The following is a 21,462-nucleotide window of genomic DNA, read 5'->3' as shown; positions in this document are numbered from 1 at the left end:
ATTGTATAAAGTGAGTTAAACAAATAGACTACTCGCTAATCTAAATTGTTTTCCTTTTTATGTTGTTGTCTTATTTTACTATGTTTTTTACCGTAAACTAAGTATATTATTAAACCAATTAAAAGCCATATACCTAGTCTTTCCCAACTTTCTATAGGTAATGATAACATTAATAATATACATACAACTATTCCCAGAATCGGGATAATAGGAACTAATGGTGTTTTGAACGGTCTTTCAATCTCGGGGTTTGTCTTGCGTAGTACTAAGACGCCTATACATACAAGGGTAAATGCAAATAAAGTGCCTATACTAACCATATGACCAAGATCAGATATGGGTACAAAGCCGGCAAATAATGAAACAAAGACCATGAAAATGGCATTCGTTTTCCAAGGGGTATGATTTTTAGAAAGATCAGAAAAGAATTTAGGCAATAAGCCATCTTTACTCATCGCATAAAAAACACGGCTTTGCCCAAGTAACATAACGAGTATAACAGAGGTGTATCCTGCAATAATAGTTATAATGAGCGCTGTATTTAGAAATGTATAGCCTGTTTTGGCAAATGCAGTAGCAACGGGTCTTGCATCATCTTCGAAGACAAGGTAGTGTTCTAAACCTGTCATTACATAAGCGAAAAGTACATAAAGTATAGTGCAAATAATTAGTGAGCCTATAATGCCTATGGGCATATCTCGCTTTGGGTTTTTTGCTTCTTGTGCTGCCGTACTAACAGCATCAAAACCGACAAAGGCAAAGAAAAGAACACCGGCCCCACGTAAAATACCACTGATTCCAAATTCACCAAAATAGTCGCTCTTTAAAAATGACCAGAAGCCAATGCCCCCATTCTTTAATAATTCTTCGCCTTCATTAGCAGGAATGAAAGGTGTATGATTAGAGGACTCTATGAAACTCCAGCCTAATGCTATGAATATAAGAACTACCGATACTTTTAGGATGACGAGTATATTATTTACTGTAGATGATTCTTTTGTTCCTCTAATAAGTAATAAAGATAATAGACATACTATTATTATAGCGGGCAGGTTGACTATGCCCCCCTCCCAAGGCCCCCTTAATAAAGACTCAGGAATTTGCAAACCAAAAGTCATTAATAGCTGGTTGAAGTACTGAGACCAGCTTACAGCTACCGTCGCACTGGCTAGTGCATATTCGAGTACTAAATCCCAGCCGATAATCCAGGCCATAAATTCGCCCATCGTAGCATAAGAATAGGTGTAGGCGCTACCTGCAACAGGAATCATGGAGGCAAACTCTGAATAACATAGACCTGCAAAAGAGCAAGCTACAGCAGCTAGTATAAAAGATAAAATTACTGCTGGACCTGCATTTTCTGCTGCTACAATACCGGTGAGAGAAAATAGTCCGGCACCAATAATAGCTCCGATTCCTAGTGCAACAAGACCATAGCTGGATAAGGAACGTTTAAGCGTCTTATCTCCACTTTCTTTTGCCTCCTGTATAATCTGAGGAATTGATTTTTTATAAAGCATAATTTATTTGGTTAGTTTTTACTTCCTATTTCATCGGTTTTGTTGATTTAAATTTGCTGTAAGAATCCATTATATAGATTCTTAAGTCCTCTGGAGATGCGGTTTCAATAAACTTTAGCTCAGGCCTAAATTGCTCTCTGAACAATGGTAACTCTTCGTCGGTAAGCGGAACGACAGCTAAAATAGTTTGATTATTAAATAGTCGATCAACTTTTCTGTTGTTTTGCTCTTTGCGCAGTAAGTTAAGACTATTTCTTGCCTGTTTTCCTTTCCTACCAAAAAGTCGAGAAGGGGATAATCTTAGCCCTCCTTGATGTTGAGATGCTTCTGCAACCTGCCCTTCTTGTTGTGCCTTTTCAATTTCAGCGGCAATTCTACTATCCGTAAGGCGACTCACAACTATTTCGTCAAGGACTATACTTTTGTTGTCACGGACTAAATAAATACGTTGAATTCCTCCTTCATAAATGAAAGCTGTATCAATTTCGTACCCAATCTGTGTGAACGTAAGTAAGTCATTGATATCTCCAGCTATTTGAAAATTCCCTTGTGCATCTGTTTTAGTTTCTGCCGCTGTTCTTAAATTTTTTACGACAACAGATTGTATACGTTGGCTACTTTCAAGCTCATGAACAATACCTTTAATTTCTTGTGCAACGCTTATGTAAGCATTGCTTAAGAAAAAGGCTGTCATAAGAATGGGTAATATTATTTTTTTGTTTTTTATTTTGACTTTCATACAATTATTTTCTAGGCCAAATGTTGTTTTCTGGATTTATATCAGGGTATACATTGTCGGGGTCTATGACAACTTTTATAAGTTTTTCTGTTGAATTTAACTTGAAAGTCCATGAACTATTGCGTTGCCAAATTTCTACCGGTAATTTTTTTCGAATTGTTTTACCTGTTTCAGTAGTAGCTTCGACAACTACGGGCATTGGAAGTTTTTGTAAATTATCTATTGTAATAAGTGCACCTTTTGAAGCATCCATATCTACATATGAAACAGAGTTTAATGACTGATCCATGGCCCAGTTATTTTTAAACCAACCTCTCCAAAACCAAGAAAGATTTTCACCTGTTTCATTTTCTATCGTTCGGAAAAAATCGTCTGGAGTAGGATGTTTATATGCCCAGTATTCAATGTATTTACGGAATGCTTTGTCAAAGCGTTCGTGACCAATAATTTCATCGCGCAATAAACGTAAACCAAAAGCAGGCTTGTAATAAGCTAATATTCCCATATTGCGTTCTTTCATGCTTTGCGGAGAAGACATGATGGGTTCTAAGTTAGTTTGTGCGAAGGCCCGGGTCATACTATTAGCATTTCCAAATCGTTTGTGATACTCGCCCATATTAAACTCTTCGGTCGAAATAGCGTTTATGAACATATTGAAACCTTCATCCATCCAAGCGTGTAGTCTTTCGTTACTTCCTACAATCATAGGAAACCAGTTGTGGCCAAACTCATGATCGGTAACTCCCCATAAGTTGCCGGCTTTAGCATCATACCCACAAAAAGATAGGGCCGGATACTCCATTCCGCCAACATTAGAAGCCACATTAACCGCAACAGGATATGGGTACTCAAACCACTTTTTACTGTAGTGTTCTATAGAAGCTTTGGTGTATTCTGTAGATCTTTCCCAAGCATTGTTGCCGTTACTTTCAGTAGGATAGGCTGACAATGCTAAAGCTGTTTTGCCACTTGGATTGTTGATTTTAGCACCATCGATAATAAAAGCTTTGGATGAAGCCCATGCAAAATCATGAGCACGGTCTAGTTTGTATTTCCATGTTAAACTTTTTTTATTTGGTCTTGAATTAGGGTCGGCAACTTCAGAAGCAGAGCGAATCATTACAGTACGGTCGCTGTTGAATGCTTTTTTATAACGATCCAGTTGTGTGCTTGTCCATACTTCCTCTGGGTTTAATAACTCTCCGCCAGCTACTACTATATGACTTGCAGGAGCGGTTATCTCTACATTATAGTTTCCGAATTCTAAGTAAAACTCTCCAGGTCCGGTATAGGGCTCGGTATTCCATCCTAATATGTCATCGTATACACATACGCGAGGATACCATTGAGCAATAGCATAAATATCTCCCTGTTTACCATGTAAAATACCGGTTCTATCTGCGCCGTATTCAGGAATGGTGAAAGAAAAAGAGATATTAAATGAAATAGAATCTCCTTTTGGTTTTAAAGGTTGCGGTAGTTCGATGCGCATACGTGTATCGCTGATGTGGTATTTAGCGGCAGCACCGTCAGAGAACGATACCTGCGATAGGGAAAACCCACCTTTAAATTCAGAATCTGATGAACCATAGCGACTGTCTTCAAGCGGTATAGTTGCTTGTCCTCTTGAATTTTCATTGAAGAGGTTTTGATCTAATTGCAACCATATAAATCCAAGCTCGTCTGGACTGTTGTTCGTGTAAGTTATGGTTGTTTTTCCTGTAATGCGACTTTCTTCTTCGTTTAATTCTACCTTTATACTGTAGTTGGCATTGTTTTGCCAATACTCGTGTCCCGGTTTGCCGCTAGCCGAACGATAAACTGAGCCATTACTTGTGTAAAAAGTAGGAGCAAAAGCTTCTGTATAACTATAGATACTTTTTGTCTGCGCACCCGCGTGGTGTCCGAATGCAAGAATGGTCGATAATGCTAGATATATGATTTTTTTAAACATTTGCTTATTTTAATTTAGCTTTATACTCTGTCTCATCAAAGCCAACCAGTATGCCTTTTTTTGATTCGATTATAGGTCTCTTAATCATGCTGTTATTCTCGAGTAATAAAATATTGGCTGAGGAGGCGTCTTTTACCGAAGACTGTTGTTCATCAGTTAGTTTTCGCCATGTTGTTCCTCTTTTGTTCAGAAGCAACTCCCAGCTTACTTCTTTCTCCCATGACTCCAGTTTTTCTTGGGTGGCCGGTTCTTTTTTGAAGTCATGGAATGTATATTCTAATTGGTTGTCGTCTAGCCAGTTCAATGCTTTCTTTACCGTGCTGCAATTTTTTATTCCGTAAACTCGTAACATATAATTTATTAAAGTGTATCTAAAATAATTCAATCAGTTGATAAAGATATCAATATATTTAAAAATGATGAATTAATAGACTGAAATAAGTTTTAGTTTACTCTTAAATAATCTATCGTTGTTTTATAATTTAAGGAGTATGGACTATAAGGATAAATTATCTAGTGTATTTTTTACACTAAGTGTTGTTATTTACTGAAAAAATATTGTACCTTTATATCTGTGAAAATTAACAATTGAAATTAAATTTAAAATATAACATAATGAGCCTAAAAGATTTTAAAGGTGTTTTAACAGGAGATCAGGTACAAGAGTTATTTGAGGTTGCTAAAAAACACAAATTTGCTTTACCTGCTGTTAATATTATTGGAACAAATTCAATAAATTCAGTAATGGAAACAGCTAAAGCTGTTAATTCTCCTGTAATTATACAATTGTCTAATGGTGGAGCTCAATTTTATGCAGGTAAGACTTTAAATAATGATAACTTAAAGGCTTGTGTTCTGGGAGCTATTTCTGCGGCACAGCACGTGCATTTATTAGCAGAGCACTATGGTGTAGCAGTGATTTTACATACTGACCATGCTGCGAAGAAACTGTTGCCTTGGATTGACGGATTGATGGACGCAAACGAAAAGTACTTTGCACAACACGGCAAGCCGTTATTTTCTTCACATATGCTTGATTTATCTGAAGAGCCTTTGGAGGAAAATATAGCAATTTCTAAGAAGTATTTAGAGCGTATGAAACCTCTTGGTATGTCTATTGAGATAGAACTTGGTATTACAGGTGGCGAGGAAGATGGTGTGGATAATTCAGATGTTGATAGTTCAAAACTATATACACAGCCAGAAGAAGTAGCTTATGCTTATGAAGAGTTGTCAAAAGTATCTGATAAATTTACAGTAGCTGCTGCTTTTGGTAATGTACATGGTGTTTATAAGCCTGGAAATATTAAGTTACAGCCTATTATTTTGAATAATTCTCAAGAATATATCCGTGATAAATTTTCATTAGCGGCTGATAAGCCTGTTAATTTTGTTTTCCATGGCGGTTCAGGTTCATCACCGGAAGAAATTTCAGAAGCTATTTCTTACGGAGCCATTAAAATGAATATAGATACAGATATGCAGTGGGCATTTTGGGATGGCGTGCGTGCATATGAAGCTAAAAATCATGACTATTTACAAGGTCAGATTGGAAACCCTGAAAGCGCAGATTCTCCAAATAAAAAATATTATGACCCTAGAGTTTGGTTACGTAAAGGAGAAGAGGCTTTTGTAGAACGTTTAAAACAAGCTTTCAGTGAACTTAATGCTGTAGACGTTAATAGCAAATTATAGTTCTAGTTTAAGAAATACTGTTGTTGATCGGAAGGCCTGCCTGAAAAGTGCAAGCCTTCTGTCGTTTTATGTGTTTGTGGAAAGCTTTTAGAATACTAGTGGTGAAGTAAACTGTGATAATTCAGTTGATTTTATTTTTTTAATTATTGCTTGCACTGAGTTTGTTTTTAATCATGTTTTCACTATATTTAGAAAAGAAGATTAAGCGATAATGAGCAAGCAAAGTTTTATTAATTATTTGAAGTTTGAAAAACGGTATTCGGAGCATACGATTAATGCTTATGATACTGAATTAGTCAACTTTTATAATTTTTTAGACAGCGAAAGTCTTGCGTTTTCAGAGGTTGATTATGCTATTGTTAGGCACTATCTATCTCTTATGAAGGAGAAAGGTAAGGAGGCGTCCAGTATAAATCGGACAATATCAACACTTCGTTCTTATTATAAGTTTTTACTTCGAGAAGGTGTCGTTACTGCTAACCCAATGACTATGGTTCGTGCTTTAAAGATGCCTAAAAAATTACCTGTAGTTGTAGATCAAGAAAAGATGTTAAACTTGCTGAATCAGAAATCTGCCGAAAGTAATACATTTGAAGAAATGCGGGACTTTATAGTGCTAGAACTGTTGTTTGGGACAGGGATCCGTCTTTCAGAACTGCTAACACTTCAGGAAAGAGATATTGATCTATACAATAAGACAGTATTGATATTTGGGAAAAGAGGTAAAGAACGTTTGGTTCCAATTCATCATACATTAGTAAATGAGGTTAAAAAGTATATAAAAAGAAAATATGAAGAAAGTTTTCAAAATAATTCACCTTATTTAATCGTTACTAATGAAGGTAAGCGTGCTTATCCTAAATTGATTTATAGGATAGTTAATAAAAGTTTATCTAGTATTACGATGCAGCAGAAAAGAAGTCCCCATGTTTTAAGGCATAGTTTTGCAACAACTTTATTAAATAATGGGGCAGATCTTAATGCCATAAAAGAATTGTTAGGGCATGCCGGTTTAGCTGCGACACAAGTGTATACCCATAATTCAGTTGAAAGATTGAAGTCAATTTATAAACAAGCCCATCCAAAGGCTTAAACAAAAGGAGGAAAAATGAATATTACTGTGCAATCCATTAAATTTGATGCGGATCAAAAATTGGTAGACTTTATTAAGAAAAAAGCAGGAAAGCTTGACCAATTTTTTGATAACATTATTGAAAGTGTGTGCTACCTACGTTTAGAGAATGTGGATGATGAAGCTAATAAAATAGTGGAATTGAAGATCAACATTCCGGGAAGTCAGTTGTTTGCCAAAGCGCAGGCAAAGACATTTGAAGAAGCAACTGATATGGCTGTAGAATCAGTGAGGAGGCAGATAAATAAGCATAAAACAAAGACGAGAACAAATGCTAGTAATCATAAGGAACTTCTGAATAAGGAAGATGAATTTTAAATAGAAGATTTGAATAGAATTTAATAAAGAAAAGCTGGTTGAAAAACCAGCTTTTTTATTTGGATTAATTCTTAACAATATGTATGTTTGCTGTTCAAAACTTAGATCTGTACGATGATTTGTCCATTAGCAAATGTTGAAGAAGTTTTTTTAACGAAAGAAGGTGCTGTATATCAGTGCAGTCGGAAAAATCGTTATTGGCTAGAATTTAAAAATACTACCACTTCTTTTTCTGTATCTGATTTCTTTTTATTTAAGAAACGGATAGATGCTATAGATTTATCTAAAATGTTAGGGGATACCTCAAGGTCTTCTGATTTTGCGATTATAATGCCGCATCGTACTGAGCGATGTTTTATTCTTTCCGTGCAGGATATCGTGCTATTACGTGAAATTTTAGATGGCGCAAAATTTATGATTTATCTAAATAGTGAGATAAAAGAAATTATGCGTCAAGGGCGCGTGCTTGCTATTTAAACCATTCTTAATGATACTGATTCTAAATTAGTTAGGGCTTATTTTTCTAATTTAGACTTAATTCGTATTGCAGTTAATTTAACTTATTCAAGATTCTATATATTATCTTTGTATTAAACAATGTGAGGGAAACATTGTTGTAGTTATACATATATTAAAATAAGGTATAGAAAATGAAAGATTTATTGAAATTGAAAACTTCTTTATTAGAAGAGATAGAAAATATATTAAATGCACAGGTTAAAATTGAAGCACATGCGTCGGCGTTATACCTAGCTATGTCTTCTTGGTGTGACGATCAAGGATTAGATAATGCTTCTAATTTTTTTGCTAAGCAAGCTGATGAGGAGCGTGAACACATGTTAAAGTTATTTAATTACATCAATGATCGTGGCGGGCGTGCTGTCTCTCCTGAAATTACAAACATTCCAGTTGATTTTGAGTCTTTTCGTGGTGTTTTCGAACAAACTTTAGAACAGGAAATGTTTGTTACAGAGCAGTTCAATAATATAGCAGACAAATGCATGAAGTTGAAGGATTATGTTACATTTAACTTCTTACAATGGTTTTTGGCAGAGCAAGTAGAGGAAGAGTATGTAGCACGTCGTATCCTTGAGCTATTTGATGTTATCGGAGAGGAAGGAACGGGTCGATGGGAAATAGATAAGCATTTAGTGAAAGTTGCTTATTCAGCTGAGTAAGAGTAAATACTTGATTGAGAAAGAGGTTGTTTTTGAAAGAAGCAGCCTCTTTTTCTTTTTATATTGAAAAAATATTTGAAGGTAATAATAGTGCTTTCAATCCATACATTTTTAGTATATTTAACTCTATTGGGTCAGAAATTAGTTTTGTGCGAACATATAATAAAAGAATAATATTTTTATTTCTAGTATGCTCCTGTTTTTTCATTATAAATAGGGGGTATGCTCAAACTGATATTAGGCAACTGCAAGGCTTTGTAGTAGAGGAGGATGGGGTGCGCGTGAAAGATGTTACTGTAAGGTTGATAAGTGCCCTTGATACATTGTTGGCAGTTACGTCAGTAGACGGTTTTTATAGTTTTAAAGGTGTTATGGGCACTCATGTTAAGTTGTCATATAGCATGTTAGGATATCAAGCAGTTAATAAACAAGTGTTTTTTGACAAAGAATCTAGTTATATGCTTATGCCTAATGTTAGTTTGATGCTTCAGCCTGAGCTTATAGAAAATGTATTTGTTATTAAGACTATTCCTGTTGTATATGGTCAAGATACTATACAGTATAATATGGAGGCTTTTAGTTTTCGCAAAAACGCTCTCTTGGAGGAAGCGTTGAAATTATTGCCTGGTATTTCCGTCGGTAGAGATGGTACTGTTTATGGGCAAGGGAAAGTTGTTTCTACCGTGTTGGTAGACGGTAAGAAGTTTTTTGGGGGAGACGTTTTAACAGCTACTAGAAATCTTCCTGCAGACTTTGTGAATAAGATACAGCTGATAGATTATTATAACGACTACCAAGGCGGAAGTAGGCTGAACGCCCAACCTACGGAGAAAGTTATTAATATCATACTGAAGGAGGATAAGAAACAGATCACATTTGGACAGATTACAGCTGGGGTTGGTACTCGTGATAGATTTATCGGCAGTGCTGGTATTAATCGTTTTAATGACGGTCAAGAGTTTTCTATCGTGGGGTCACTAAATAATACGAATACAAGCTTATTTTCTTTTGGAGCTCCCAGTGGGGTTGGAAGTAGAGAGCAGAGTCTTTATGATGGCGGGGAGCTTTTGGATGATATAGATGGTTTAAATAATGTGAAGTCATTAGGTTTCAATTTTTCAGATAATATGTCTGAAAATTCGCAATTTAACGTGAGTTACAATTTTATTCGGAAAGATAATTTAACGGAAGGCACCTCCTTACTGCGGTCGACTTATACCGGTAATCGAATTTCTAATCAAGAAGTGTATCGCACAATAAAAGATGATTTTATTCACCGTTTGCATGCAGAGTATAAATATAGATTTAGAAATAAAGATTTATTAGAGATTAAGCCTGTTTTTAGTTATAGTAAAATGGCTATTGGTAATAACCGGGAACGACTGATTAATAATAATAAAATTACGAACATTGGAACTTATCAGGACAGTTCATTTAATAAGAGTCCTGGAATGGATATAAACTTAGTTTATACAAAAGCATTTCAGAAAGAAGGAAGGAAGCTGATCGGTAGTTTTTGGTTAAATATGAATGACCAAGTTAAGAATGAGCGAGTTTTTGATTACTATTATTCGTTAGATTCTTCTACGCATAATGTGAAACGCTCTACATTTGAGCAACAACTTATGATCAATCAGGATAACGGAAGTGATGCAATTAGAGGCTCTCTGTCTTATATTGAGCCTTTTTCTACTTCGAATACATTAGAGCTTTTTTTTGATTTTGAATCCACTAATTTAAGGGCTCTTCGAAGGGTTGAAGATAGACTGAAGTCATTGGAAAGCAGTCAGCCATCTTTTGTCGATTCTTTAGCTGTCAATTATAATTATAAATATCAGAGTAGTAAAATTGGGTTAAACTATCAATATCAACCTAGTAAAAAGTTTAAAGCAAACTTAGGATTTGCGGTTCAACCAGTAGTTCTCGATGGGTACTTATTAGCTGAAGAAGATAAGTATAACTATTCGAATGTTAATTTGGTGCCGACAGCCGGAATGAAATGGAAATGGGACGATGCTGTTGAATGGAGTGTTAATTATATAGGGAAAAATAATCAACCGGATTTTTTACATATTGTTCCTGTTCGAGACAATAGTAATTCGCAAAATATTATTATTGGTAATCCCGCGCTGAAAGCAGAGTTTGCAAACCGGATAAATACCACCTTTCGGAAATTTATCACATCTAGAGGGCAGTATTTTGAGACTGATCTTGCTTATAGTTTTATTATTAACAAAATTGTTTCGGATAAACGATCTCTTACACAATCTACTGCGCAGGAAACAAGTTTTAAAAATGCTGATGGGTATTATGATGTGAAATGGCACTACTTATTTAATACGCCTTTTTTTAATGAATCTGTCCAGCTTGATGTATTGGGTCGGGTGGATTATTACAATAACCTTTCTTACGTCGAGGATCAAAGAAATAAAACCAATCAGTTGTTGTATTCGCAATCTCTGCAGGTTCGGTATAATTGGAGTGATCATTTTGAATCTGTTTTTAATGGAAATTATCTGTTAAACCATGCAGATTATTCGTGGCCGCATCGCACCAAAATAACGGCCCAAACAGTTTCTTTAACTGCGGGTACAAAAGGCTATCTGGGCAATGACTTTACTTTAGGAGCCGAAATGTCGCAACGTTTTAATGCTGGTTATGAAAGTAGTTTTATGAATAATAATCCGACTTTAATGAACGCATATTTAGAGTTTACCTTTTTTCCAAATAAATTAGGTATGCTCCGTTTTCAATGTTTTGATCTGCTAGATCAGAATAAAAATATGGGGACCTATAGTGAATATGTGGGGAACGATCTGTATGAAGCTAAGAATAATCGATTAGGACGTTATTTTATGATTACTTTAAACATGCGATTACAGCATTACCCTAAAAAATAATTTAAAATGAAAGCAGTAGTAATTACAAAATCTGGTAGACCTGAAGTATTAGAAGTTAAAGAGCGGCCTATCCCTCGTATCGGTGACCACGAGGTTTTGCTTAAAGTGCATGCTGCTGGCGTAAATCGACCAGATATCTTCCAGCGAAAAGGAAATTATTCAGCTCCTTCTGGGGTTTCTAAAGATATTCCAGGCTTAGAAGCTGCTGGCATGGTTGAGCGTGTGGGGGCAGCTGTGACGCAGTGGAAACCAGGTGATAAGGTTTGTTGTTTAGTCGCAGGAGGAGCTTATGCCGAGTTTGTAGCTGTAGATGAAAACTTATGCCTTCCGGTTCCAGAAAATTTTAGTTATGCAGAGGCTGCTGGCTTGCCCGAAACTATTTTTACAGTCTGGGATAATGTTTTTCGTCGCGGTGGCTTAAAAAAAGGGGATGGAATACTGGTGCATGGTGGGGCAGGAGGGATTGGATCCGCCACTATACAGCTGGCTAAAGCATTTGGTGCAAAGGTGTTTACTACTGTAAGTACAACAGATAAGGAACTTTTTTGTAAGAAATTGGGGGCGGATGTGATTATCAATTATAAAAATGATGATTTTATGGAATGTTTATCTGGCGAAACAGTAAATGTGGTATTGGATAGTATCGGCGGGGCATATTTTGAGAAGCATATCGATTTATTGGCTGATGATGGTAAATTGATACAGATCAATGCTATGCAAGGTGCTAAAGTTGATGTTAACCTGATGAAAATAATGCATAAACGAATCGTTTTAACAGGTAGTACGTTAAGAGCTCGCCAACTTGATTTTAAAAAACAGCTTGCGCAGGATGTCTTTAATTATGTTTGGCCACTTATTGGGAAGCGTTATAAACAACATATATATGCTGAATTATCGTTTGATCATGCACCTACTGCGCATAAAATGATGGAACAAGGGGAGGTTTTAGGCAAATTAATACTCGTGCCTTAATATGCAATTGAAATTTAGTTGTTATAAGCGGTAACAGTTGCATATTCTCGTTCTATGGGTTCATTTGTTGGGCTTAGTATATGGTCCTTTTTTATTGATGATTTTATATTTTTGAAATCACATTGTTCAAGTAGTCTTTCAGCATCTTCGACGTCGTATAAAGTGAAACCATACACTGTAAACGGTAAAGTTTGCATAAACTTTTTGCTAGCAAATGTAAGAGCTATTTGCCCGTTATTAGACAGTAAGCTTTTTAATTTACTTAAAAATGTAAATCTATCTTTCCAGAAATAGATTGTATTTACCGAGAATATTTTATCAAATGTTCTTGCTTTAAGTGGAAGATGCTTGCCATCGTAGTGCAGAAAGCTTGCTCGCCCCTGAGCGATCCACATTTCATTTAACCTACTTGCTTCTTCATACATAGTCTTTGATGTTTCTAACCCTGTGTAGTGCAGAGAGGGGTACTGCGTCAAGAGTTCATTAAGATGGGCCGCATTCCCATGACCTAATTCTAAGATGTGCTCGCTACCGGTTAAAGCAAGTTTATGTAACGAATGTCGTGTCATCTCGATGTTTGTTTTGCTCATCATTGCGGCAAGCTCTATACCTTTTTTAGCGTTAGGTTTAGCAAATTGTGCTGCTAGTTTCTTTAATTTATTGTTATCATCCATTGATTGGGGGCTTTGAATAAATTGGGTGTGTCATAAGGCAATTAGTTGTTTGAAAATATAGATAAGCATATATTCTATTTTATTAAAGTTAAAGTTTAATAATTAGTTTGTGGGTTTTTTCGTGTGCTTTTTTATAGGCTTCATGATGAGGGTTCCCTATATGAAAGTATGCATTTTTGTGTGTATAAAATGAAAATTAGTAAGTTTGATAAAAAAAGTGTTATGGCAAGTAAAATGATAGTTGAAGTTTGGAGTGATGTTATGTGTCCATTCTGTTATATTGGTAAACGAAAGTTTGAAGTTGCTCTGTCATCTTTTTCAAATAACGAGCATATCGAATTGGAGTGGAAAAGCTACCAGTTAGATCCGGGGATGAAGACAGATCCATCGATAAAATATTATGAGAGTCTAGCGAGTAGTAAGGGGATGCCTGTCGAACAAGCCAAAGCTATGTGTGATCAGGTGACTGAGATGGCTAAAGAAGTGGGGTTAAAGTACGATTTTGAAAAAGCGGTTGTTGCCAACTCATTTCATTCACACGAGCTTTCTCACTTTGCAAAGCAATTTGATAAACAGAATCAAGTTGAAGAGCTTTTGTTTAAAGCCTTTTTTGAAGAAGGAAAAAATATTGATGATCTAGAAGTTTTAAAGTCGATTGTTTTAGAGGTCGGTCTAGATGTTTCCGCTTTTCAAGATAGTATGGAAAAAGGCGAATTTAAAGAAGCCGTTAATCAGGATATCAATGAAGCAAAAGAAATAGGAGTTCGGGGAGTTCCCTTCTTTGTGTTTAATAGAAAGTATGCTATTTCTGGAGCTCAACCCGTAGACGTTTTCAAACAAACGATAGAGAAATCTTTTAATGAATGGAAGAGCGAAAATAATAAAGTAAATTTTGAGGTTATAGACGGACCAAGTTGTGGTCCGGATGGCTGTAACTAAGGCTGTGTATTGGCAACAGTTTGATTATGTAGGGAATATATCCGTCGTGTAATCAAACTGTTGTTCTAATGTCTTATGATGTGTGGTATAAAGCGACTTTTGTCTGTTGTTATAGGCATATCAGACTCTCGAAAAGAGATACCACATGGTTCCTGACCAATTATCCAACTCCCTATAATCGAAAAACCGGTTTCTTCTTTATGTAAATTGGCAAGCTCTTGGTATATATAGCCATCTTGACCATAATCGCCCGCCGTTTCAAAAATCAATTCGTCATCATAATACATTTCTATATTAGCTCCTTCTCTTGAAAGAATTGGTTTTTTTACAAAATGTTTTAGATGGTAAGGTTTTTCAAAATAAGCTGACAGTAAATTCGGGTGATTTGGAAATAACTCCCAAAGGATGGGAAGGATTGCTTTATTAGATAACAGCATTTTCCATGAAGGCTCTATCCATTGTGCTTTATTTATATCATTCACAATGTGTACAGCAAATTCTTCATGTATCATCCATTCCCAAGGGTAGAGTTTGAAGATAGCTTGAATAGGCTCGCCCTCTAGATCGACAAAATTACGTCCTGACCACCCAATATCATCTATATAAATCAATTTTGTGTTTATTCCTGCCTGAAGTGCAGTGTCTCTCAAATATTCTAGATTTGTAAGATCTTCTAATGTTTCTTTTGCGCAAGTGAAATGCAATAGGTCAGCTTTTAAATAAGGCTTGATTTCGCGCCAACTGTGGATCAATTGTTCGTGTATGCTATTAAACTGATCCGTTAATTCAGGGAAATAATGTTTTTTCCAATACCATTGTACTATGCCCGACTCAAATAAAGAAGTAGGTGTGTCGGCATTAAACTCTAGTAGTTTTAATGTTTTATCGCTATTATGGTAAGCAAAATCAAATCGACCGTAAATCGAAGGTTCATCATTTTCCCAACTATGTTCTATATGATGAATCATAAACGAAGGGATCTTAAAAAGATGGTATAGCTTATTCTTAATAATATATTCTACGGCCTGTAAACACATGTTCCACAACTCCTGGGTTGTATTGTAGATTAAATCGGCTTCTTGATTATTAATTTCATAATAGTAATCATCTACCCAGTAAGGAACACCTCCTATAGAATGATAACCATAACCTATTGATTCTAATCTCGATTCCCATTGAGGGTCAATGCGTAACTTCTTGATATGCATTAGGAGCCTGCTGAAGATTTTACTGTAGAGTTGGCTGTTTTACCAAAGCCGCCTCGCTGCGCTTTAAATGCTGCAGCTTTTGCTGCATTAGTGCCCGCGACAGATTGGGGATGCAAATTGTTGTTGGCATAGCCCAACATGCCTCCCATATGCCTAAAGGCCATGAACCATAGTAAGGAAGACCCCATTCCTCCTGATCCTGACCTTGTGTTCTGATCGTGTTTGTAATTATCTGTTACTTCGGTGTATGCAGCAGTGGAATCAGCTCGCATAAAAACCCGTTGTTTTGCATCGGGAGCTTGCTGTGCTTGTGCACATGTTGCCAAAACCGAAGTGATTAATACTAATTGAATATGTTTGGTTGTTTTTTTTCTCATTATTGAACAGTAACGTAAATAGGAACCTTGCTTAACGTTTGCATTGAATCAACTGCATTCCACGTATTGGGCGTAATAGCCGTTATTATAGTATCTTTTTTTGAGGCTATTTGTTCACCGTTATACCAGATGTATTGTGTTGTAATATGTAGTACTGAGTCTCCTTGTGTAACAGTTTTTAAAGTTACTTCTCGAGCCGATTTTTTATCTAAGTGCTCCAAGGGCTGTTCTTTTTGTGGATTACTACATGCTGTTAAAAATGCAACAGAGATAAATCCCAATATTTTTTTCATAACTTTTAATTATTCATACAAATATGCTATTAATCCTTGTGTTTTAAAACATAGAGATGTAATTATAGTTCTCATACTCTATCGGTTTAAACTATCTACTACCAAACACTATTTTACAATATAAATGGTTTGGAAAGGATCTCTACTAATAAGTTCATTCGTTGTGCTCCCAAGAAAAATAGCTGCAATAGTATTTGCCCCTTTTGCTGATAATACAATTATATCGGTAGCTAAATTGTTGTTTTCTCTAATGATAATATCAGCTACACTTTTACCTTGTTGGTATACGGCCTTTATTTGCCAGTGTGTAGGTATATTGAGTTTTTTTTGTAAACTGGCATATTGCGATAAAATCAAATGTTCAGCTTTTTGTTTAGTTTCCTTGTCATCTATAAATTGAAAAAATAAACTTGGTATATTATATGTTTTTATCACCTGAACACGCGTATTTACTAGGGGAGTAATTAGATTGTCAATTTTTCTTTTGACTTTAGAAAAGTTTGAACTTAGATCTGTCGGCACAAGTATAGCGTCTAATTTAAAGATCGCATTTTTAGGAATCAAAAGAATATCTCCCTGAAACATGCGTATAAACTTTTGTGCCATCGCACCGGTGCCATTTTCTGGGGTTTTCCAGCCTAGAACAACCGTACAACTTTTTTTTAACTGCTTAACCCATTCGTTAATCCCAAACTCGGTGTTATCTCCTTCAAGTAATGTTAGTTTATAACTGTCTTTCTCTGTGAATATAGCTTCTATCTTTTTTTCTAAGCTTCTCAAAATCATCGGACGTATTTGTACATCTTCCATCATATCGGCTATTATTTCATCGATTTCCGAGGTTTTAATATTGTGTACAAAATGAACAGTATCTATTTGATAAAATACTTGAATTTGTTTAGCGTATGCAATAAGTGTAATATCTTGATCTGTTAGATCTAATGCAACTACAATTGATTCGTTCATTATTTTTCTTTAATATTTTATATTTTTTTAAATATCTCCTTCTTTGTTTATTTCAGAGGGGGAGATTTTTTCATCAGAAGCTTGCAATTCTATAGGTTGCTCTCTGATTTGCGTTCTTTTTTCTTCTTCCATTATTTTAGAAATAGAAGCTTTATAAGATTCGGTTTCTTTCATTTTTAAGCGACGCTGTTCAATATTATAGTCTTCATGAATACCGATAATAAGTGATACGCACATCACCACCAGTAAGATCGCAAAGGGCATGCCTGATATGGTAACGGCGGCTTGCAATGTGTCTAAACCTCCACCTGTTAAGAGAGCAGCGGCTATTATGCCCGAGAGTGAGGCCCACAGTATTCTTTGCATAGCAGGAGTGCGGCGGTGACCGCCGGAAGTAATGCTGTCTACAACAAGTGCGCCTGAGTCAGCCGAAGTAATTATAAAACTACAGATGAGTAGCATTCCTAAAATCTTAAGTACTATGGCAAATGGGAATTTTTCAAAAAATACAAATAATGCAGTTGATATGTTTTCTTTAACTGCATCTACAAGAGCAAAATCGCCTTCTATTAAACCTAACATTGTGGTACCTCCAAAGGCTGAAAACCAAAGAAAGGTAACCAGTGCAGGCAGTAGGAGTACGCCTAGAACAAACTGCTTGATAGTTCGCCCTCTTGATACACGTGCTATAAACGTTCCGACAAAAGGCGACCAAGAAGCCCACCATCCCCAGTACATAAGTGTAACATTATTATGCCAGTCACTTTTCCCGTAATTGCCCGACCAAGTGGCCATATCAATAAAGTTTGTTAGGTAGCTTCCGATATTTTGTACGTAACCTTTTAATATAAATGCGGTTGGGCCCAACACTAACACTAAGAGAAACAGAATAACGGCGATGCCTATGTTTAGTTCACTTAAGAATTTAACACCTTTATTAACACCGGATACAACAGAAATCGTCGCTATACCTGTAATGGTCAATATAATAATATACTGAAAAAGTAGGCTAGTAGGAACTCCGAAGACATGGTTCATACCGGCATTGATTTGGCCGACCCCAAAACCCAAAGTTGTTGCTAAGCCAAAAAGGGTTGCTACTACTGCAATTACATCGATAGCATCTCCAATCCAACTATAAATTTTATCGCCCAGTATAGGATAAAAAGCAGAACGTATGGTGAGGGGCATTTTACGGTTATAGGTAAAGTATGCAAGAGCAAGACCTATAACCGAGTAGATTGCCCATCCGTGTATACCGTGATGTAGAAAAGAAAAGTTAATAGCCTCTTGTGCAATAAGCGCTGTGTCTGTGTCTGGGCCTAATCGTGGAGGGGAAATAAAATCGCGAACAGGGTCAGCAATACTGAAAAGTACTAAACCATTTCCTATACCTGCGCTGAATAGCATAGCAAACCATGCAGGGCCTTTAAATTCGGGTTTAGCGTCTGGGCCGCCTATGCGGACATTACCGTATTTACCAAAAGCAAGAAATAGGCAAAATATAATAAAAGCATTAACAGAGAGTGTATAGATCCATCCTCCTTTTTCGGAAACAAAGTTTTGCATCCTGTTAAAGGTAGCTTCACTTTGTTCGTGAAAGAGTAAAGCAAGCGTAACACTGACGATAATAATAATAAGAGTGGGAATGAACACAGGTTTGTGAACAACTAAACCTGTTTTTTGGATACTTGGTTTTTTGTTTGTAGACATACTTTTTTTATTTCTGAAAAACCTAGCAGGATAATGCCCCGACCTAGATAAGAAGAGTGAAAACTCAAAAAAAATGCTGTCCACAAGCTTTTTATAAATAGCTATGTCGATTTATAGACAAAACAGCAGTAAGTCTCGGGCTACAGAATGTTTAAGTTTGTTAAAGGCTTAAACATATTTTGCAAGGCAGATTTTTAATTACGTGCCAAAGGTAAGGTTTAAATATGGGAAGGTCAAATACAGATCTTATCTTATGTTAATGAATATATCATATATATGTATGATTTTAGAGCATTGACAAGTTGATCTATACTATTTGACCTTGCTTATAGTACGGAGAATACAGATTAGTAATGTATATAGATAGTTAAACAGGCGATAATGAATAAAAATAAAACGATACAGGATCCAGAGTTAGTAATTGAAACACCAAGGGTTGAGCCATTTTATAAAGTTGATATTGTTGTGATCGGTGCAGGTCAAGCAGGTTTGTCTGCTGCTTATTATCTTAAACGAGAGGGATTAAAAGCTGGTAAAGGTTTTGTGGTCTTGGATGATGAAGTGGGGCCGGGAGGTGCGTGGCAGCATCGTTGGGATTCTCTGACACTTAGTAACGTTAATGGTATTAATGACCTGCCAGGTATGGCATTTGCTGATGCTGTTAATAAAAGAGACGTAGCTTTGCAAGCAAATGTGGCTGTTCCACAGTATTATGGAGCTTATGAAAAAGCATATGAACTGCCTATTATACGCCCCATTAAAGTACAGGAGGTGACGGAGAGGAATGGTCGTTTTCTAGTCCGAACAAATGGAGTGCAGTTTAGTGCTCGGGGTATAATTAATGCGACAGGTACATGGAAAACACCTAACATACCTATGTATCCTGGAAGTGATCTGTTTCGGGGAAAACAATTACATACCGTAGATTATCAGCAGGCCGAAGAGTTTATCGGTAAACATGTGCTTGTTGTGGGAGCAGGTATATCAGCCGTGCAGCTATTGGGCGAACTATCTGAATTAACTCAAACAAGTTGGGTGTCTCGTAGAGAGCCTGATTTTAGGAATCATGAGTTTACGGAAGAGTTAGGTCGGGAAGCAGTAGAGCTAGTAGATCAAAGAGTGAGGGCAGGGTTACCGACTGAATCTGTTGTAGCAGTCACAGGTTTGCCTATTACGCCTTCAATAGAGAGAATGTTTGAAAAGGGAGCTTTAAATTGGCGGCCAATGTTTGATCATATTACTGAAAGAGGGGTGGGGTGGAAAGATGGAACTACTTTAGATGTAGATGTTATTTTTTGGAATACAGGCTTCCGTCATTCTTTAGAACATCTGAAAGGGTTAAATATTATTAATGAACATGGGGGCATCAAAATGTCAGGTAGATTAGCGACTCAGGTCGTACAAGAGCCTCGACTTCATCTAATAGGCTATGGGCCTTCAGCCTCGACAGTGGGGGCTAATCGAGCTGGAAGAGCAGCGGCTCGGGAATTGATTGATTATCTTAGTCTTAAAAGATAGCCTAGAAGTTAGAAATCTGTTTTTCAATATTTTTAATGAGGTTAGTTTGCCGACCAGTTGTTGTTGATGCCCTCCAGAGCTATTTCTTCCTCTAATTCTTTATTGATGCCATATTCGAGATAAAGATAACTTTTGTATTTGGACATTAGTTCCTTTGCTTTAAGACTGATTTTTTCTTGATTTCTATACATTGCTTCCCTGTTTTCAGCAGTTAATCCTTCTGCTTTTGATAAAGCATCGTTTAGCACCTTTTGATTTTCTATATCTTGAAAGCCATACACTCTATCTTCTGCTGCTATAATATCTCTGAAAATTTTTTTCCTCTTTTCGAGTCCGATGTTGTATATTTTTTTGACATCTTCTTTATTTTGCATGTATTCATCTAAGTTTTCTATGACTGTATATTTTATTTTATAGTTATCTCGGATATTGTGTATCGCAATTTTAGAATCTACATGGCCTAGCTCGCCGTAAGGCGCCCATACTGCAGACCCTATGTCAAAGGGTTCGTTAATCATGTTTTTGTCGCTGTAAAACCAAAGTATTACTTCATCCACATCATTGTCTTGCGTTGTGATTTGAGTAATTATGTTTTCTATTGTTGGCTTTATTTTCTGTTGGTTTAGTTCTTCTGTAAAGATGACTTTGTACTTGAGCTGTTTTTTTGCAGAGCTTTTTGAGCTTAAATTTTCGGTTGCAACCAGTTCATATGTACTAATCAAGTCTTTTTGTTCCTGTTTATGTGTATCATCAAGAATTTCGTCAGAAAAGATCGTGTTCTGACAAGAGATTAATATAAAACCTAGAGCTAATAGTAATAAAAATGAATTATTCATATGTGGTGCTGTTTAGTTAAAATTCATTGTATCAGTTTTTTCCTGATATATAAAAAAGAGCTAATCCTTTATGAAGTATAATATCTCTTTTTACGATATTTAATGATGGAAAGGTAGCTAAGCTGGCTATAGGATTGTTACGGTTTCCCGTATCGTTAGGCTGGGTTTTACCCATTGCTCTATTAGATTTCTTACTTCCGGCATGTCCATCATTATACTTTCTTTTCTGATCATTACTCCTCAATTTTATGTTGCAACCCTTGCTGGTGATTTTGCTGTATTGCAAGATAGTTTTTCGATCTATCTCGTGCAGCGTGAAGATTGTTTGATTTGTTGAGAAATTGAATGTTGTTTTTTTAAAACTTAATTGTTTTTGTTACATAAGACGTATTGAAAACTAGTAATTGTTACTATATATTAAATACGATGTTATTTATTTGTTAATTCTTAAAGTTGTTGTAACACAGGTTGTTTATGCATTTTTTTTCTTTTTAAGATATTTCGAGTCACTATTTTATGAGCAAATTGTG

General features: G+C 36.0%; 21 protein-coding genes. 9 read left to right on the top strand and 12 right to left on the bottom strand.

Features of this window, described 5'->3' with window-relative positions:
* Positions 1-35: 35 nt before the first annotated feature.
* The 4 genes from ORI89_RS12335 to ORI89_RS12320 are packed head-to-tail and all read right to left on the bottom strand — an operon-like array spanning position 36 to position 4,565.
* A complete protein-coding gene (locus ORI89_RS12335) occupies positions 36-1,520 on the bottom strand; it encodes an amino acid permease (protein ID WP_268230796.1) in 1,485 nt (494 codons plus the stop codon).
* Positions 1,521-1,545: 25 nt separating this feature from the next.
* A complete protein-coding gene (locus ORI89_RS12330; protein ID WP_268230795.1) occupies positions 1,546-2,259 on the bottom strand; it encodes a hypothetical protein in 714 nt (237 codons plus the stop codon).
* A gap of 4 nt (positions 2,260-2,263) precedes the next feature.
* Positions 2,264-4,213, bottom strand: a complete 1,950-nt coding sequence (locus tag ORI89_RS12325; RefSeq protein WP_268230794.1) for a M1 family metallopeptidase — start codon at positions 4,211-4,213, stop codon at positions 2,264-2,266.
* Positions 4,214-4,217: 4 nt separating this feature from the next.
* Complete coding sequence (locus ORI89_RS12320) at positions 4,218-4,565, bottom strand: ArsC family reductase (protein ID WP_268230793.1); 348 nt, start codon at positions 4,563-4,565, stop codon at positions 4,218-4,220.
* Between the two features lie 263 nt (positions 4,566-4,828).
* On the opposite strand from ORI89_RS12320, the gene fbaA reads away from it, so the two are divergent.
* The 7 genes from fbaA (at position 4,829) to ORI89_RS12285 (ending at position 12,408) form a co-directional block, all read left to right on the top strand.
* Positions 4,829-5,908, top strand: a complete 1,080-nt coding sequence (gene fbaA, locus ORI89_RS12315) for a class II fructose-bisphosphate aldolase (protein ID WP_268230792.1) — start codon at positions 4,829-4,831, stop codon at positions 5,906-5,908.
* 211 nt (positions 5,909-6,119) lie between these two features.
* On the top strand, positions 6,120-7,001 hold the full coding sequence (locus ORI89_RS12310) for a tyrosine-type recombinase/integrase (protein ID WP_268230791.1): 882 nt from the start codon (positions 6,120-6,122) through the stop codon (positions 6,999-7,001).
* Positions 7,002-7,016: 15 nt separating this feature from the next.
* Positions 7,017-7,358 carry a ribosome hibernation-promoting factor, HPF/YfiA family gene (gene hpf / locus ORI89_RS12305; protein WP_268230790.1) on the top strand — a complete coding sequence of 114 codons (342 nt, stop codon included), beginning with the start codon at positions 7,017-7,019 and terminating at the stop codon, positions 7,356-7,358.
* A gap of 114 nt (positions 7,359-7,472) precedes the next feature.
* On the top strand, positions 7,473-7,835 hold the full coding sequence (locus ORI89_RS12300) for a DUF6686 family protein (protein WP_268230789.1): 363 nt from the start codon (positions 7,473-7,475) through the stop codon (positions 7,833-7,835).
* 173 nt (positions 7,836-8,008) lie between these two features.
* Positions 8,009-8,536, top strand: a complete 528-nt coding sequence (locus ORI89_RS12295) for a ferritin (protein WP_268230788.1) — start codon at positions 8,009-8,011, stop codon at positions 8,534-8,536.
* 32 nt (positions 8,537-8,568) lie between these two features.
* Positions 8,569-11,436, top strand: a complete 2,868-nt coding sequence (locus tag ORI89_RS12290) for an outer membrane beta-barrel protein (protein ID WP_268230787.1) — start codon at positions 8,569-8,571, stop codon at positions 11,434-11,436.
* Between the two features lie 6 nt (positions 11,437-11,442).
* Complete coding sequence (locus ORI89_RS12285) at positions 11,443-12,408, top strand: NAD(P)H-quinone oxidoreductase (protein WP_268230786.1); 966 nt, start codon at positions 11,443-11,445, stop codon at positions 12,406-12,408.
* 14 nt (positions 12,409-12,422) lie between these two features.
* Here ORI89_RS12285 and ORI89_RS12280 read toward each other — a convergent pair whose 3' ends face one another.
* The gene (locus ORI89_RS12280) at positions 12,423-13,082 is read right to left on the bottom strand and encodes a class I SAM-dependent methyltransferase (RefSeq protein ID WP_268230785.1); all 660 of its coding nucleotides are present in this window, start codon (positions 13,080-13,082) and stop codon (positions 12,423-12,425) included.
* Between the two features lie 222 nt (positions 13,083-13,304).
* On the opposite strand from ORI89_RS12280, the gene ORI89_RS12275 reads away from it, so the two are divergent.
* Positions 13,305-14,021 (top strand): DsbA family oxidoreductase, encoded by a 717-nt coding sequence (locus ORI89_RS12275; RefSeq protein ID WP_268230784.1) that lies wholly within the window; start codon positions 13,305-13,307, stop codon positions 14,019-14,021.
* 65 nt (positions 14,022-14,086) lie between these two features.
* Here the strand turns inward: ORI89_RS12275 and ORI89_RS12270 are convergent, their stop codons facing one another.
* The 5 genes from ORI89_RS12270 to ORI89_RS12250 all read right to left on the bottom strand — a co-directional run bounded on the left by ORI89_RS12270 (position 14,087) and on the right by ORI89_RS12250 (position 18,578).
* Positions 14,087-15,229, bottom strand: coding sequence for a glutathionylspermidine synthase family protein (locus ORI89_RS12270; protein ID WP_268230783.1), 1,143 nt, complete (start codon positions 15,227-15,229; stop codon positions 14,087-14,089).
* Entirely contained in the window at positions 15,229-15,606 is a 378-nt protein-coding gene (locus ORI89_RS12265) for a hypothetical protein (RefSeq protein WP_268230782.1), read from the bottom strand. Before ORI89_RS12265 ends, ORI89_RS12270 begins: the two co-directional genes overlap by 1 nt.
* Positions 15,606-15,899 carry a hypothetical protein gene (locus tag ORI89_RS12260; RefSeq protein ID WP_268230781.1) on the bottom strand — a complete coding sequence of 98 codons (294 nt, stop codon included), beginning with the start codon at positions 15,897-15,899 and terminating at the stop codon, positions 15,606-15,608. Before ORI89_RS12260 ends, ORI89_RS12265 begins: the two co-directional genes overlap by 1 nt.
* 108 nt (positions 15,900-16,007) lie before the next feature.
* Positions 16,008-16,865 (bottom strand): universal stress protein, encoded by an 858-nt coding sequence (locus ORI89_RS12255; RefSeq protein ID WP_268230780.1) that lies wholly within the window; start codon positions 16,863-16,865, stop codon positions 16,008-16,010.
* Between the two features lie 27 nt (positions 16,866-16,892).
* Positions 16,893-18,578, bottom strand: coding sequence for a BCCT family transporter (locus ORI89_RS12250; protein ID WP_268230779.1), 1,686 nt, complete (start codon positions 18,576-18,578; stop codon positions 16,893-16,895).
* A gap of 381 nt (positions 18,579-18,959) precedes the next feature.
* Between ORI89_RS12250 and ORI89_RS12245 the strand changes: the two genes are divergently transcribed.
* Positions 18,960-20,096: an NAD(P)-binding domain-containing protein gene (locus ORI89_RS12245; RefSeq protein ID WP_268230778.1), complete on the top strand. Its 1,137-nt coding sequence runs from the start codon at positions 18,960-18,962 to the stop codon at positions 20,094-20,096.
* Positions 20,097-20,137: 41 nt separating this feature from the next.
* Here ORI89_RS12245 and ORI89_RS12240 read toward each other — a convergent pair whose 3' ends face one another.
* Positions 20,138-20,932 carry a hypothetical protein gene (locus ORI89_RS12240; RefSeq protein ID WP_268230777.1) on the bottom strand — a complete coding sequence of 265 codons (795 nt, stop codon included), beginning with the start codon at positions 20,930-20,932 and terminating at the stop codon, positions 20,138-20,140.
* A gap of 31 nt (positions 20,933-20,963) precedes the next feature.
* The gene (locus ORI89_RS12235) at positions 20,964-21,176 is read right to left on the bottom strand and encodes a hypothetical protein (protein WP_268230776.1); all 213 of its coding nucleotides are present in this window, start codon (positions 21,174-21,176) and stop codon (positions 20,964-20,966) included.
* Positions 21,177-21,462: the final 286 nt, after the last annotated feature.

The organism is Sphingobacterium sp. UT-1RO-CII-1 (assembly GCF_026711005.1).
Taxonomy (GTDB): Bacteria; Bacteroidota; Bacteroidia; order Sphingobacteriales; family Sphingobacteriaceae; genus Sphingobacterium.
Note: the sequence above shows the minus strand (reverse complement) of the source record. Positions and strands in the feature narration are given on the sequence as shown.